1 protein-coding gene is annotated in these 279 nt (G+C 63.1%); it reads left to right on the top strand.

The genetic code is table 11. The features are described 5' to 3' along the window. Positions 1–86 precede the first annotated feature (86 nt). A partial coding sequence (locus EN859_RS37740) for a tannase/feruloyl esterase family alpha/beta hydrolase (protein ID WP_210237796.1) occupies positions 87–279 on the top strand: 193 nt, incomplete at its 3' end.

Below are 279 nucleotides of genomic sequence, written 5' to 3'. Positions count from 1 at the left end.
CTGCGGGACACCACGCCACTTGCGAGCGCCTACAGGGCTTCGTGGTGCCCGCTTCGGAAATTGGTGAGCCTACTTCCGGAGCTAGCGTGACTGCCGTGAAGTCGGTTGCTGCAAGCGGCAGCGGAGCAGGCGCACTGCCTGACTACTGTGAGGTGACGGGCAAAATTTCTCCGGTCGACCGCGCCGCTCCCGACATCCAGTTCAAAGTGGCACTGCCCGAGGAGTGGAACGGCAAGGTGGTGATGTTCGGCGGCGGCGGTTTCAACGGCACCATACCCA

It is taken from the genome of Mesorhizobium sp. M00.F.Ca.ET.216.01.1.1 (genome assembly GCF_004010325.2).
In the GTDB taxonomy this organism is placed as follows: Bacteria; Pseudomonadota; Alphaproteobacteria; order Rhizobiales; family Rhizobiaceae; genus Mesorhizobium.
This window is presented reverse-complemented; position numbering and strand designations above follow the sequence as displayed.